Annotated in this window: 7 protein-coding genes and 1 rRNA gene; 7 read left to right on the top strand and 1 reads right to left on the bottom strand. The window is 50.5% G+C overall.

The window, feature by feature from the left end; translation table 11 throughout:
• The first annotated feature begins 268 nt into the window (after positions 1-268).
• The 6 genes from RB297_RS21770 (at position 269) to RB297_RS21745 (ending at position 12328) form a co-directional block, all read left to right on the top strand.
• Positions 269-874, top strand: coding sequence for a class I SAM-dependent methyltransferase (locus tag RB297_RS21770; RefSeq protein WP_375121414.1), 606 nt, complete (start codon positions 269-271; stop codon positions 872-874).
• Between the two features lie 130 nt (positions 875-1004).
• Positions 1005-1886 carry a phosphatidylinositol-specific phospholipase C/glycerophosphodiester phosphodiesterase family protein gene (locus RB297_RS21765; RefSeq protein WP_375121413.1) on the top strand — a complete coding sequence of 294 codons (882 nt, stop codon included), beginning with the start codon at positions 1005-1007 and terminating at the stop codon, positions 1884-1886.
• Between the two features lie 417 nt (positions 1887-2303).
• Positions 2304-2993, top strand: coding sequence for a heptaprenylglyceryl phosphate synthase (gene pcrB, locus RB297_RS21760; protein ID WP_375121412.1), 690 nt, complete (start codon positions 2304-2306; stop codon positions 2991-2993).
• Between the two features lie 275 nt (positions 2994-3268).
• Positions 3269-5599 (top strand): DNA helicase PcrA, encoded by a 2331-nt coding sequence (gene pcrA / locus RB297_RS21755; RefSeq protein WP_375121411.1) that lies wholly within the window; start codon positions 3269-3271, stop codon positions 5597-5599.
• 79 nt (positions 5600-5678) lie between these two features.
• Positions 5679-7691 (top strand): NAD-dependent DNA ligase LigA, encoded by a 2013-nt coding sequence (ligA, locus tag RB297_RS21750; protein ID WP_192570465.1) that lies wholly within the window; start codon positions 5679-5681, stop codon positions 7689-7691.
• 356 nt (positions 7692-8047) lie between these two features.
• Positions 8048-12328 (top strand): S8 family serine peptidase, encoded by a 4281-nt coding sequence (locus RB297_RS21745; RefSeq protein ID WP_375121410.1) that lies wholly within the window; start codon positions 8048-8050, stop codon positions 12326-12328.
• 346 nt (positions 12329-12674) lie between these two features.
• Here the strand turns inward: RB297_RS21745 and RB297_RS21740 are convergent, their stop codons facing one another.
• On the bottom strand, positions 12675-13931 hold the full coding sequence (locus RB297_RS21740) for an MFS transporter (protein WP_375121409.1): 1257 nt from the start codon (positions 13929-13931) through the stop codon (positions 12675-12677).
• Positions 13932-14427: 496 nt separating this feature from the next.
• On the opposite strand from RB297_RS21740, the gene RB297_RS21735 reads away from it, so the two are divergent.
• A 16S ribosomal RNA gene (locus RB297_RS21735) occupies positions 14428-14566 on the top strand; the annotation flags it as partial.

Below are 14566 nucleotides of genomic sequence, written 5' to 3'. Positions count from 1 at the left end.
CGCTCACTTCAACATGCATGTACAACACAGCGGACAATAGTAGTCTGGAATGATTTACAAAATATAACTATAATACTATTATAATGAAATACTAGACTTGTCGTTGCTTTGCTAGAGTTTGTTCATTAGCAGAGTCGCAGGTTGGTTATGATTGTCCACCAGTGTTATGAAGACTTCTAATGTTATCGAAATAACCGTGTTTTTATCTTGCCGCTTCATTTGCCTAACGGAAGGATCACATCCAATACGCATTATGGGAGGAATCGATATGGAAAACGCCAAGGTCCAGGATTTCATCGAAAGCAGCCAAGAGCAATGGGACGAAGAGTACAGATCCCGCATGTGGGATTATTTATCGGACATCACGGAATATGCCAGATACTCGGTCGTGTACGGTTACATCCGAAAGTATCTTGGGGAAGAGGGCATTCTGGATATGGGATGCGGGGCCGGCCTGTTGTATGACATGCTCTTAGACGATGAAAAATCGAATTATACCGGTGTAGACCTGTCCGAGGAAGCGATCAGAATCGCATCCGGCAAAACGTCAAAGAACTTATTTCAGCGCGCGGACATCAATCATTATGTTCCTCATAAAAGCTACGACATCATCGTTTTTAATGAATCGCTGCAGTACGTGCCCAATACCGCTAGCAAGCTGTTGGAATATGCCCGTTACCTGACCCCGGATGGCGTCATCATCTCTTCCCTATATTCACATAAGAACACCCAGGATCCTGATTATCTCATGGTAGAGCATAAGATCGGCGAAATCGAAAGCTGTGATGGGTTTGACGTCGTAGATAAAGTCAGCGTGTTTAACCACAACGCGGGATTGAAATGGTATATTCACCTTTTGAAGGCCAAGAGCTAGTGATCCCTAAGCATCATAAAAATCGTTCCGTCATTTGGCAGCCGCCAAGTGGCGTTTTTTTGTTTGGCCCCTCCATTAACCGGGTATTTACCTAGCAACGGCAATGAACGAAACAAAGGGTGGGGATACCATGAAACGGATCGCAGCTGTCCTTCTATTACTTTCCGCCATTATGATACTGCTTCTGACCCATCTGGAGATGGAGGAGGAAGCGCCGCAAGGATTCGCGGCCTATCGCCTGATTGCCCATGCCATGGGAAGCATCGGCGAACAGCCCTATACGAACGCTTATGAAGCCATGGTTGTTAACTATGAGAAAGGCACCAGGGTGTTCGAGATTGATTTGATGCTGACGGAGGATCGCAAAGTCGTAGCCAGGCATGAGTGGACGGAGAGCATGACGCAGCAGCTGGGTCAGAAGGAGAAGCTCCCGGACGATAAGCAGGCCGCCCGCCTGAGCCATGAGGAGTTTATTAACACGCCGATTTTGGAACAATACCAGCCGATGGATATTGAGGGGGTTATGGATATGATGGAGCGTCATCCCGATATCTACATCGTGACGGATACGAAGGAGCAGAAGGACCGGGATATACAGTACCTGTTCGCGGAGATCGTAAACGCTGCTAAAGAACGGGATCCGAAGCTTCTGGATCGGGTTGTCGTCCAAATTTACAATGAGCCGATGCTTGATATGGTTCAGGACATCTACCCGTTTCAATCGATTATATATACGCTGTATGCCACGCAGGACTCACCCGCTAAGATCACAGCCTTCGTCCGGGATAACCACATTGACGCGGTTACCATGCCGGAGTACAAGGTCAGCCCGAATTTCGTAGCCAAGCTAAGGCAAGCGGGAGCCGTGACCTATGTCCACACCATCAATGACACGAACACCGTGAACAATTATGAAAAATGGGGCGTGTACGGCGTCTACTCGGATCTGCTGACCGAGCCGGAGCTGGAGCGGAACAGCTTGAGATATACGATGACAAAGCGACTGGAGTAGATGTACCTTACAAGGCACGCCTCATATCGCGTCCGTCTGTGGAAAAGTTTGAGTTTGCATCCATAATAATGCTGAGCATGGAAGTCCGTGATCTCCATAAGAGATTGCGGGCTTTTTCGTGCTATCAGAAATATAAACTTCGAAGCTTGGCCTACTTGATATCACTGAAAGCCACCATTTATATGTCTGGGATTGTGCGTCATGCGGTCTGGGATTGTACGTCGGTAGACGTTTTTCTTAACCAGGTATCCGCCCAAATCTCTTTCCAGCGACGAGGTTCGTATATCGGCTGAACCGATAAACCGCAATTACCAAAAAAATGTTCGTATTTTATACGAACATAAATTGACTTGCTTACCGTGCTAGCATAGACTTATTTTAGTATGATAGTAACCCGTGAACGTGGAGGAATGACGCTTGAAAGAGATGATACAATCCTGGAGGCATGTGTTTAAGCTGGACCCCGACAAGGAGATCGATGACGAGACCCTTGATGCGGTATGCTTGTCAGGAACCGATGCCATTATGGTCGGAGGCTCAACCGGAGTCACCTATGAAAATACCGTGGATCTGCTGTCCCGAGTTCGGCGTTACGAGCTGCCGTGCGTGCAGGAAGTATCCGATCTGGAAGCCGTTGTACCCGGATTTGATCTATATATGGTCCCGATGGTTATGAATACGCAGGATCCGACCTGGATCATGGGCCGTCATCGCGAGGGAATCGAACGCTACGGGTACATGATCCCGTGGGATCTGGTCGTGACCGAGGGGTATATCGTGTTGAACGAGAACGCTGCAGTGGCGAAATTGACCGGTGCAGAGACTTCGATTGAAGCGAGCGCGGCTGCCGCTTATGCCCAGATTGCGGACAAGCTGATGAATCTGCCGATCGTGTATCTGGAATACAGCGGCGCGTTCGGAGACATGGAAACGGTCCGCACGGTTCGAAGATCGCTGGATAACGCCCGTTTGTTCTACGGCGGTGGAATAACCAATGCCGAGCAGGCGCTGGAGGCTGCTGCTATCTCGGATACGATCGTTGTGGGCAACGTGGTGTACGAGCATCTGGAGCAGGCGCTCGAGACGGTCAAGGCCGTGAAGGGCTGAGGGGTCCTATTAACTGATTTGCTAAAAAATATAGAGGCGCGTTTAGCCAGCCAGCTCAGGCTCTATAATCGTATTTTCAGTTCCTCTGCCGGTAAGCATGTATTTATTCATTGAATATCCATGCAGAACGCACCGTGCCTTAGATAGGCAGCATTCAGTACGATTCATCATCTTTAATCAAATCGATCCGATAGACTATATCCCAATTTTTTGGATATTTATTGTTACTCAAGTTTTCCCCTTCAAATTCTATACCTATTTAGGAGGCAATGTTTATGCATTCCATTGACATACACGACGCCGTCAGACGTCTCAATCCGCAGCAGCGCCAGGCCGTTGAAGCAACCGACGGACCGCTGCTCATTATGGCCGGAGCCGGTTCCGGCAAGACGCGGGTGCTGACGCACCGGATCGCGTACCTGATCGCCACGCGCAAAGCCGCACCATGGAGCATCCTGGCGATTACGTTTACGAATAAGGCAGCCCGCGAGATGCAGGAGCGGGTATCCAAGCTGGTCGGCCGGGAAGGCCAGGACATTTGGGTATCGACGTTCCACTCCATGTGCGTACGGATTTTGCGCAAAGACATTGAGCGGATCGGCTTTACTTCGAATTTTAGTATTTTGGATTCGACAGACCAGCTGTCCGTAATTCGGAACGTGATGAAGCAACACAACATCGATCCGAAGAAATTCGAGCCGAAGGCGATCCAAGCGGCCATGAGCGCGGCCAAGAATGAGCTGATCTCCCCGCAGCAGTATGAACAGAAAGCCGGGGACTATTTTGAAACCCTCGTTGCCAAGGTCTACACCGAATACCAGAAACGCTTGAAGAGCAACAATTCGCTCGATTTCGACGATCTGATCATGACCACGATCCAGCTGTTTAAGGAAGTGCCGGAGGTTCTAGACTTCTATCAGCGCAAATTTCAGTACATCCACGTGGATGAATACCAGGATACCAACCGGGCGCAGTACATGCTCTGCCGCATGCTGGCGGACAGCCATCACCGCATCTGCGTTGTCGGGGACAGCGACCAGTCGATCTACCGCTGGCGCGGCGCGGATATCACGAACATCCTGAATTTTGAGCAGGATTACCCGGAGGCGCGCACGATTCTGCTGGAGCAGAATTACCGTTCGACAGCGAACATTTTGAACGCTGCCAACAATGTTATTGGCCTGAACACGGGCCGCAAGCCGAAGAATCTGTGGACCGAGCAGGGCGAAGGGCCGAAGATCAAAGTGTTCCGTGGGGATACGGAGCATGATGAGGGGTATTTTGTCACCTCGGAAATTAGCAAGAACATCAAGGACGGCAAGAGCTATCAGGACCACGCGATTCTGTATCGGACCAACGCGCAGTCCCGGGTGATCGAGGAAATTCTGATCAAGTCGGATATTCCGTACCAGATCGTCGGCGGCATCAAGTTCTACGATCGCAAAGAGATCAAGGACATGCTTGCTTATCTGCGCCTGATTTCCAACCCGGACGACGATATCAGCTTGACGCGGATCATTAACGTGCCCAAAAGAAGCATCGGCGACACAACCGTCGCGAAGCTGGCTGCAGCAGCCGGAGAACGGGGCATCTCGATCTTCCGCGTGCTGGAAATCGTGGACGACCTCGGTTTTGCCGGACGGACGCGCAATGCGCTGGTGGGCTTCTACGACATGATTGCCGCGCTCAGCCGAATGGTCGAGTTTCTGTCGGTGACAGAGCTTACGGAAAAAATTCTCGAGATGTCCGAGTACCGCCTCGAGCTGCAAAACGAGAATACGATCGAATCCAGATCCCGCCTCGAGAACATCGACGAGTTCCTGTCGGTTACGCAAGAGTTCGAGAAGAACAACGAGGATAAGTCGCTCGTCTCTTTCCTCACGGATCTTGCGCTGATCGCGGACATTGACTCGATGAACGATGACGAGGAAGACCGCGACGATGCTGTCGTGCTCATGACCATGCACAGCGCCAAAGGCCTGGAGTTCCCGGTGGTATTCATCATCGGCATGGAGGAAGGAGTATTCCCGCACAGCCGTGCCTTTATGGATAACGAGGAGCTGGAAGAAGAACGCCGACTTGCTTATGTAGGCATCACGCGGGCCGAGAAACAGTTGTTCTTATCCTGTGCGCGCATGCGTACCTTATTTGGCCGCACGACGGCGAACATGCCATCGCGATTCCTGGAGGAGATCCCGGAAGAACTGAAGGAAGACACCCAGATGGCGCATGACCGCTACCGCCGAGGCGGCGGAAGCAATGTGGGCGGATCCTATGCGGGACGCGGCTTCGGCGGCGGTGGCGGCAGCAACTTTGGCGGCGGCCGCAGCGTAGACCTCTCCCTCAGCGGATCGACGGCTTCCGCGCAAGCCGCGCCGAAGAGCCGGGTGACGATGACAACCGGTGGGTCATCCCGTCCAGCGGCTGCCTCGGGCAGCGGCGATTTTAAGGCCGGCGACAAAGTCGCCCATGGCAAATGGGGGACCGGTACGATCGTAGCGGTGAAGGGCAGCGGCAATGACATGGAATTGCAGATTGCATTCCCGGCGCCTGTGGGCGTGAAACGCCTGCTTGCCGGCTTTGCGCCGATTACGAAGGTGGAATAAGGGATAGAACTAGGTAAATATGATCTAAAGCAACGTAACCCATGATGGCCTTATTATATTGAAGGAGGATTGCCCCTGCATGGATTTCAAGGAAAAGATGGAGAAGCTCATTGCGGAGCTGAACAATTACAATTACCATTACTACACGCTGGATCAGCCGCTTGTAAGCGACAAGGAGTATGACGCCCTGTACGACCAGCTGGTAGCGTTGGAGGCAGAGACCGGAGTGACGCTCCCGGATTCTCCGACCCAGCGGGTGGGCGGGGAGATTCTGAAAGGTTTTGCCCCGCACCGCCATTTGGCTCCGTTATGGAGTCTCGATAAAGCCCAGAACATCGAGCAGCTCCGTACCTGGCATGATCGCGTGGTCAGGCTGGTCAATGACTATAATACGAAGAATCCCGGCAATCCTCTGCCGAAGCCTTGTTATGCATTGGAGCTGAAGTTTGACGGGCTGACGCTGAATCTGACCTATCAGGACGGCAAGCTGGTTCAAGCATCGACTCGGGGGAACGGAACGGTAGGCGAAGGCATTTTGGCTCAGGTGAAGACCATCAAGTCGGTGCCAATGACGATCCCGTACGCGGAAGGCACGATCGAAGTGCAGGGCGAGGGCATCATGAACCTGTCCGTGCTGGAACAATACAATCAAACCGCGGCCGAGCCGCTCAAGAACGCGCGCAATGCTGCCGCAGGAGCGCTTCGCAATCTGAATCCGAAGGTGACGGCCGAGCGTAAGCTGAACGCGTACTTCTACAATGTCGGCTACTCGGATGGAATCACCTTTGCCGACCACAAGGAAATGATGGATTTCCTGCGCGAGAATCGGCTCAAGGTCAACCCGTACATCTTCTATTTCGAGCAGTTTGATGATGTGATGGAGCAGCTGGCCGATATCGAAAAACGCCGCTCCGAGCTCGATTACCTCATTGACGGGGCGGTTGTGAAGGTGACCGATTTCCGCATCCGCGATGTGCTCGGATATACCGACAAGTTCCCGCGCTGGGCGGTCGCTTACAAATTCGAAGCGGAAGAAACCACGACCGTGCTGCAGTCGGTTACCTGGAATGTGGGACGGACCGGAAAAATCACGCCACTAGCCCGTGTAGAGCCTGTTGAGCTTGCCGGAGTTACGGTGCAAAATTGTACGCTGAATAATATCGGGGATATTGAGCGCAAAAATCTCAAGTTCGCGCTCGGCTCGCGGGTCTTCATTCGCCGTTCGAATGACGTCATTCCCGAGATCCTCGGCAAAGTAACGGAGGAGCAGGATGGCGAAGAGATCCTGTATCCGGAACAGTGTCCATCCTGCGGATTTCCGCTGGAACAGCGCGGCGCCCACCTCTTCTGCAACAACAAGACGGGATGCAAGCCGCAAATCGTAGCCCGGATCACGCATTTTGCCTCCAGGGACGCCATGGACATTGAGACGTTCAGCGATAAAACCGCGATCCAGTTATATGATGAACTGGGTGTAAGAGAACCGGCTGATCTTTATACGCTGTCGTTTGACAGTTTGCTGAAGCTGGAGCGCTTCGGCGAGAAAAAAGCCCAGAATCTGCTGGATGCCATCGAGAAGAGCAAGGAGCGGGATCTTGCATCGTTCCTCTTTGCGCTGGGTATACCGAATACCGGCAAATCCACTACCAAAATGCTGGCCGATCACTACCGTGATCTGAATCGCGTGATGGCGGCGACCGCGGAAGAATTGGTGGAGCTGCCGGACGTGGGCGGCATCGTGGCCGAAAGCATTGCGGGATACTTCGCCGACCCGTTTGCCCAAGCGAGCATCCAGAAGATGCTCTCGCTGGGCGTCCAAGCGAAAGCGCCGGAAGCGCCGAAGCCGGTCAGCACGGATTCCTACTTCAGCGGCAAAACGGTTGTGCTGACGGGCACCCTCCATCTGCTGACCCGCGAAGAGGCAACCGAACGCTTGGAAGCGCTCGGCGCCAAAGTCACCGGCAGCGTGTCCAAGAAAACCGACCTCCTCATTGCAGGCGAAAAAGCCGGCAGCAAGCTGGCCAAAGCCCAGCAGCTCGGCATCGACATCCTGGAGGATGAGGAAGAGTTCGTGCGGTTGTTGAACGAATAACAGCATACCCTGGATATATTTTGCAATATCAGTTGCAACTCCCTAAGAACCGAGGCTATCGATAGCCTCGGTTTTTTCTTTTTCCCGAATTCTTTTCTCCTCCCTTACTTGCGATGTAAGCCATATTTTCCTTGAAACTATGACGTTTTCGATCATTCGTCAAAAGCTCCTAAACTTTCGACTCAATTTAACAAAAACATACAGAAAAGGATGAAGGAATCTAATTTTGGATTCTAGAATAATTTACCACGGGTCAGTCTTTTTCACGGAAAGAGGTGGTATAGACGTCGTTTGCTGCTAGTTATAAGACCCTGTTTTATTAGCAGAAAATTCATCCGTAGGGAGGAGCAAAGTCCTTGAGTAAACGAGTGTTGTCCATATTTTTGAGCTTGGTATTGGCGCTATCTCTAGTAGTACCTGCAGCGGGGGCTCCTATATCGGGTGAACCGCTGGAAAGCGGCAAATTCACTTCCGAGCAAGCCGAGCTCCTGAAACAAACGATAGAACGTAGAGCCGAAATGTTTTCCAACCCTGTCTTGGATCAGAGCCTATTACAATCTAACGGCCCCGTAAGGGTGATTGTCGAACTCTCGGAAGAGCCGGTTGCACTGTCCCAAGGGATCTCTTCCTTGCAAGGGAAGTCCTTTTCAAGTAGTGAAGAGCAGAAAATAAGGGATGCCGTTCAACTGGAGCAGCGGACCTTTATCCGCAATCTAGATCGCAATCAAATTAATTATACGATTTCGAACGAGTACCATCATGCACTGAACGGGATGACGCTGGAGGTGAATAGTGATCAGCTCGAAGAACTAGCCTCACAACCAGGTGTGCTGGGTGTTTACCCGGATCTGGAAGTAGCGATTGATCCTGTAGATGAAGTCAGACCTTATATGAAGGATACAGGACCGTTTATAGGCGCCCCGGACGTATGGGATCTGGGCTATACAGGTAAAGGCATCAAAGTCGGGGTTATCGATACTGGGATTGACTACCTCCATCCAAATTTGAAAGATGCCTATAAAGGCGGATATGACTTTGTCAACAATGATGAAGATCCATACGAAACATCGCCTCAGGATCACCAGAATGACCCGACAAATCCGAAACCTGTCGACGATGACGGCAGGACTTATTGGACCGACCATGGAACCCATGTTGCAGGCACGGTTGCTGCTAGAGAAGGCGGGGAATATGGCGTAAAGGGAATCGCTCCTGAAGCCGATTTGTACGCATACAAGGTGCTTGGACCATATGGAAGCGGGAAATCCAGTTGGGTGCTGGGCGGAATCGACCGTGCCGTACAAGAAGGTATGGATGTCATTAATCTCTCGCTTGGCAACTCGTTAAACGATCCGGAATATATTACGTCAATCGCTCTAAACAACGCCATGCTGGCAGGTGTTACAGCTGTGGTTGCCAGCGGAAACAGCGGACCTCAGCGCTGGACCGTAGGCTCTCCAGGGGCAGCTGCACTCCCGATTACCGTTGGCAACTCGACGGGGCCACAGGAGGAAATTCGGGTTACTAGCACATTTTTTACCGATCCGATTCAGCCTGTAACACTATCCACTCCTTTAAATGAAGGAGGTGCTGAGCTGGATACCCCGGCGACCGTTACGACCGCCACGTATCCTCCATCGGTTACATCGGATACGTATGAAACGGAACTTATGGCTTGGAATTTGGCTGTAGCTCCGGAGGATGTCCTGGATAGTTATTTTGGACTTGTTTATGTAGGTCTCGGATATCCAGAAGATTTCGAGGGTAAAGATCTGAAAGGCAAAATCGCTCTGATTAAACGTGGTGAGCTGCCGTTTGTGGACAAGATGGCGAATGCCCAGAAAGCCGGCGCAACCGCAGCTATCATTTACAATAATGTGGATGATTCAATCAACCCAATTCCATATCTCGGAGATAGTTTCAGCTTCCTGCCCACTTTAAAGATGAGCCTTGAAGAAGGAGAATATATCAGACAACGGCTCGAAGCAGAGGCTGATTTGAAAGTCAATTTCTCCGATTTCAAGAGAGATCGAACCGAGGGAGATGAGATCAACAGCTCGAGCTCTCGCGGCCCTGCCCAGAAGACGCTGGATATCAAACCGGACGTAGTGGCACCAGGCACGAGCATTTTGTCATCGATACCGGCCTATGGAAAAGACGATCCGACTGCGGACTATTCAAAAGCATACGACCGATTAACGGGCACAAGCATGGCAGCTCCTCATGTCGCCGGACTTGCTGCTTTAATCCTGGAGAAAAATCCGGACTGGACGCCGTTCGATGTCAAAGTGGCATTAATGAACAACGCGAAAGTGCTGGATACTGACAATTATGATGTTAACGACCAAGGTGCCGGTCGGGTGCAAGCATTAAAAACCATTCAGGCCACGGAACTGGTGAAGGTTTTGGATAAGACCTCATATACGGATCGGGGTGTCCGGTATGAGCAGGATAATATTACTGGCAGTATCAATTTTGGTAATTTCACGGGTACAACCGAGGAAACCACCATCACAAAGAAAATCCGAATCGAGAGCCTGAATGGATTGGTTGACAATTTCAGAGTCGAAGTGGAACCGATGGCATCTAGAGTAACGCCGGGTGTAACGGTTACGGTTGACCAGTCTACCTTCACGCTGGATGGGCAGGTTGAGCTTGAGGTAAGTCTGAACGTACCTAAAGGAATTTCCAGTACTTCGGAACACCAAGGGCATATTGTCATTATTAGTGACGTTAATAAGTATTATGTACCGTATGCCGTATATTTTAATATTCAAAAGGTTGGTATCAACTATATCGATACCTTTACGGAAGACGAGGAGGATCTCCCTCACTTTAAGCTTAATGATCAAGGCGAAGTGGAGAGTATGTATGTTGCATTTGAGCTGTTTAATCCGATGAGTCTTGTCATCTTAGACCTGTATGATGCATTGAACACCGAAGCTGGCGAGGACGGTGACGGAGTTATTGGTCAAATCTATGGTGCTAGGAGAACGCACCCAGCTCAACCTTATTACATGGAGTGGGATGGAAGCTATTACGACTATGGAACAGGTGAGGAGCTAACCATTAAAGATGGATTATATTCCATTGATCTTACGACTCAGGATAGCAGTTTGCGGATTTTCACTGACTATGTAAGAGATCCGTTTTTTGTGAAGAGTACAGCTCCAAAGATTGAGATTGACACCAAAACTACCATTCACAAGCAAGAGGATGCAGTATTGAAGGGAACCGTGGATGACTTGTACGTGACTGCGGCGCCTGTCATAAAAGAGGACTGGTTTATCGACTTCAATGTGAGCGAATGGCTGGATGCCACTTATGTTATTAAAAGAGCCAATAAAACGGTAGCCAAGGAAGGAAGCTTTGATGTCGAGCAGGATGGGGCATTTACCATTCCGCTTGATGGACTGTCTTCGGGCAAATATACCGTCGAGCTTTCCGTCAAGGATCGCCAAGGTCTTGAAGGTAAAGCGACGGTTAACCTGCAATTGACAGGCGCACCTGGACCGGGCAACCCGGACCCGGGTAATGGCGGCGGATCCGGCGGCGGCTCTTCGTCTGGTGGGGGATCCACGGGAACCCCGTCCACACCGGCTCCTGGTGTATCGGGGGATGCCAAAGTAACGACGAAGAAAAATGCGGATGGCACCGAGTCCGCAACGGCGGCTCTGTCTGAAGCAGTGGTTACGGCAGGAATTGCTAGTGACAGCAAGGAAATAAAACTGGACGTATCGAAACTGGATTTCAGCAAATACAGCGACGTAGCTCTTACCCTTGGCAAGGCAGCTGTCGATAAACTGAAAGCATCAGGCAAATCGCTTGTTATTACGGGTAACGGTTTTACCTTGACGGTGCCTGCCGATGCCCTGGATGATTTCACGACGAACAGCGGATTCAGTTTGACGGTTTCCGTAGCTGCAAGCAAAGCGGGATCCGGAAATACCTTGAACGTTGTATCTCCAATCGTTTCGGTCAAACACGGGGATAAGTTCAAACATCCGCTTTTACTGACATTGAACTACGACCCGGCCAAAGTGAAGGATGCCCGCAAGGTGGGTGCCTACGTTCAGTCGGAAAAAGGTGACCTGCAATCCGCAGGATTGCTGCAATTGGCTGAGCGCGGATCGATCACGTTCCGTATCAACGGACCGGGTTCTTATGCAGCCGCCGAGAATAACGTGACCTTTAACGACATCGTCAGCCACTGGGCTAAGGTTGAGATTGAAGTTGCTGCCTCGCAGCATATCACGAACGGTACCGGTGCAGGACGGTTCTCGCCGAACAATGCGGTAACCCGTGCCGAATTTGCGACGCTGCTTGATCGCATTTTCGAGACAGGCATCGATTGGGAAACACGCAGCAAAGAAGCGGGGGCGAAGCATCCGCTGACCCGCGAGGACATGGTAGTCATGATTGCGGAAGCGTTGAAGATGGATTCCGAAACGGCATCCTTGTCATTTAGCGATACGAATCTGATTTCTGAGGATGCACGTGCGGCCGTAGCCTTTGCCGTAAACGAAGGTCTGGTGAAGGGAGTGAGCGGCAACCGCTTTGCACCGGGCGAGACTTCCACTCGGGCACAGGTATCCGTGATTGTGTACCGTTTGCTGGATTATCTGAACAAAATTTAATGAAGGCTAAGCTTCTTCAATACAATTTTGGTTGAGCTAAAGAGGAGCTGCTCCATGTCACCGACGTGACGGGGCATCTCCTCTTTTTAATGCGCTCGGTGCTTGTTACATTCAACAAATAGGTTGATTCGATATTCCAGAGCATGTAATATTTTGGTACGCTGGGGAATCAGGTTGAGGGATCAGATGCCGGAGCTATTCAGTTGAGCTTCGAGTGGGTGACTAAATACGTGCTCCCATGGATATTCCTATACTGGTTCATAAAACTCGTCAAAAAAATGAAATAAAAAGACACTCACCAACGCACCATTGTGCTGCCCGATGAGTGTCTTTTCCATAGTACCAACTATTCCCTTGACCACTGATCCAGCTTGTCATCACCCGGAAGAAGCAGAGCAAGCAGACCTAGCAGCGGCAAGAAGCCGACGGCGATCATCACATTGCCGATTCCCCAAGCATCCCCGAGATTACCGAGCACAAGCGAGCCGATCCCGCCCATGCCAAAAGCAAACCCGGTGATCAGCCCGGATACCGTACCGATATTGCCAGGATGCAGCATTTGGGCATACACAACGGTGACCGAGAAACTGGACAATAGAACAAACCCGCCGATCAGCAGCAACACGGCCGCCCAGAACGGGGAGGCGAACGGGAGAATCAACGCAATGGGCGCCGTGCCGATCATGGAGAGCATGATCATGTTGCGACGGCCAAAGCGGTCGGCCAGCGGACCGCCAAAGAAGGTGCCCACAGCTCCCGATGCAAGAAACAGAAAAATATAGATCTGAGCATTATCAATCGTGATTTTGTATGCATCCATGAGGTAGAAGGCATAATAGCTGCTAATGGCTGCGCCGTACCAGGAGCGGATAAACACGAGAATGACGAGAACCAGCGTGGCATTGCGTACGCTTTTGCGGCGAGCGGGATCAAGCATGCGTCCGGCAGCTTTCTTTTTAAACGTGTAACCGGCTTTCAGCATACCGTGATACCAATGGGCAACATAGGATTGCACGATGATACCAGCCGCCGCAACGAAGGTGAAGCCAATTGCGCCGAACTGCCCGAACGGTACGAAAATGTATCGTGTCAGAAGCGGAGCAAGAGACTGCCCGGCATTGCCCCCTACTTGAAAGATCGATTGGGACAACCCTTTTCGCATGCCTGCAGCCATATGAGCGACCCGCATTCCCTCCGGATGAAAGGTAGCGGAGCCTAATCCGATCAGAACGACAGCGAACAGAACCAGGATATATGTATGTGCATATGCAAGAATGAATACGCCTGCAAAGGTGAAACACATCCCGATCGGAAGCAAAATCGGCGTCGGCCTTCGATCCGCGGCGTACCCGATGACCGGCTGAATGATGGATGAAGTAAAATTAATGGCAAAGGAGATCCAACCGATCTGCGTAAAGGTAAGCAGCAGATTATCTTTTAATATGGGAAAGATAGCGGGGATCACGGACTGAATCGAATCATTAAACAAATGAACAAAACTGATGGCGATTAGAATTTTATATACTGTAGCCTGATTTGCCTCTCCATGCGCAGGACTTGGAGTATCTTTGGGCTTTTGGAGAGCGATGCTTTTGTCTGCCATGCGGCGAGCTCCTTTCTTATTAGATGTAGTCGGTCTGTGAAAAAGCGATGAACTAACCTTAAAACCTTTTGTTTAGGAAATCAATTACATTTCGAGATTATACTTAAATCAAAATGAGCTCCATGATTATGCAAATTTATACGGGAGAGGTAGACAGACTCGAATGAATATTGATCTCCAACAGGCATTAATCATGTCATCAACGATGTTATGCGAAACTTTACATATTTTCTTTTAAAAATGCTTGCTATATCTTTTGGGACGTGGTATATTACTAACTGTCGCTTTTGACGAAAGCTTTTGAAGCTTGTCGAACGGTGTCGAAAAAAAGTGTTGACATCAAGTTAAATACTTGATAAGATATAAACCTGCGCTGCTGATTGAGATTTGATCGGCAAAGCAGCCAACAAGTTCCTTGAAAACTGAACAAATGGATCACGTCAATGTAATACAAGCAAACGTTAATACGTTAGCTTTGAAATGAGCAAGTCAAACTTTATTGGAGAGTTTGATCCTGGCTCAGGACGAACGCTGGCGGCGTGCCTAATACATGCAAGTCGAGCGGACTTGATGGAGTGCTTGCACTTCTGAAGGTTAGCGGCGGACGGGTGAGTAACACGTAGGCAACCTGCCCT

Origin of the sequence: Paenibacillus sp. CR_12 (assembly GCF_041953985.1) — a bacterium.
GTDB lineage: Bacteria > Bacillota > Bacilli > Paenibacillales > Paenibacillaceae > Paenibacillus_AQ > Paenibacillus_AQ lautus_A.
Note: the sequence above shows the minus strand (reverse complement) of the source record. Positions and strands in the feature narration are given on the sequence as shown.